The 1,031-nt window shown below is 31.9% G+C and carries 2 protein-coding genes; one reads left to right on the top strand and one right to left on the bottom strand.

Going from position 1 to position 1,031, the window contains the following annotated elements:
• Window positions 1-136: 136 nt before the first annotated feature.
• Window positions 137-562 (top strand): hypothetical protein, encoded by a 426-nt coding sequence (locus FTV34_RS17715; RefSeq protein ID WP_180070943.1) that lies wholly within the window; start codon window positions 137-139, stop codon window positions 560-562.
• 54 nt (window positions 563-616) lie between these two features.
• On the opposite strand, the gene FTV34_RS17720 is transcribed toward FTV34_RS17715, so the two are convergent.
• Window positions 617-919, bottom strand: coding sequence for a lysozyme inhibitor LprI family protein (locus FTV34_RS17720; protein ID WP_180070944.1), 303 nt, complete (start codon window positions 917-919; stop codon window positions 617-619).
• Window positions 920-1,031: the final 112 nt, after the last annotated feature.

Below are 1,031 nucleotides of genomic sequence, written 5' to 3' on the forward strand. Positions count from 1 at the left end.
GTTAGACTGTAAGAGTCAGGTATCGTTTTTTAGGCATCGGCTAAAACAAAACCAGTAAAAACATTATTGTTTTTACTGGTTTTTTATTTTTAGCATGTATATTCACCAGTAGTATCGTAAAAATAATAATTTTCTTATGGATAATAGTTCTAAAAAGGTTGAGCTACAAAAGCAACATACCGCTATAGTAGAAAAAACTACTTTTATGCTTATTACAGCATCAACTGCTTCAATAGGCTTTATTCTCACGCAAATGAAGCAAGTAATCTGGAATGATTTGATATGGCTTTCCATAGCGGCTTTATTTTTCTTAGGATTAAGTTTTTTTTGGGGGTGCTCTCAATTAGGGCATAAAGCAAATTTCCTGAAATTAAATGCTGAATATTTAACTTTTAAGGCTTCAAGTGAGAAAGAAGAAAAGCAATTTTTTGAAGATTTTGGAAGTTCTGCAGATAAAGTAGCTTCAACTAATAGATGGCAAAAAGTCTGTCTTTTTTTAGGGGCTATGCTCTATACCCTATATGTATTTATAGATATCTATTTAAAATCTATAAGTATTTAAACTAATAAAAAGCTCGACGATCTTATCGAGCTATTTATTGGATAAATATATGAACTAATTAGCGTAGTATTCATTAAACCATTCTAATTCTTTGACTCTAGAAGCTGTACTATCTAAGAAGCATGAACTGCTATTTAGAGTTGCGGAGGTTCCTGAATTTGGATCAGCATAAAAATCACAGTTTAAATCTCTATACTTAATCCAAGCGCGTTGAGTTTCTTGAAGTTGCTTTTGACGGTGAGGAGGAATTAACCCTATCACATTCTTATAGGCATTATTTAATCTAATATCCTGACGTTTTGTTTCCGCAGTTATACAATCAAGCATATTGACTGTGACACCACCTGAATTCTCCATACAATTGTCATATTGCTTACTAAACTCAACTTCAGCAGCCCAGGTAAGTTGATTTGAAATTAATCAGATTAAGCCCAATAATAATTTATGTTTCAATTTCATTTACCCCAAT

It is taken from the genome of Acinetobacter sp. YH16038, from assembly GCF_013417275.1.
In the GTDB taxonomy this organism is placed as follows: domain Bacteria; phylum Pseudomonadota; class Gammaproteobacteria; order Pseudomonadales; family Moraxellaceae; genus Acinetobacter.

What these genes read in the sequence shown, in the direction of transcription:
- FTV34_RS17715 (WP_180070943.1), top strand. Translation starts at nt 137, where the DNA reads ATGGATAATAGTTCTAAAAAGGTTGAGCTACAAAAGCAACATACCGCT.
- FTV34_RS17720 (WP_180070944.1), bottom strand. Translation starts at nt 919, where the DNA reads ATGGAGAATTCAGGTGGTGTCACAGTCAATATGCTTGATTGTATAACT.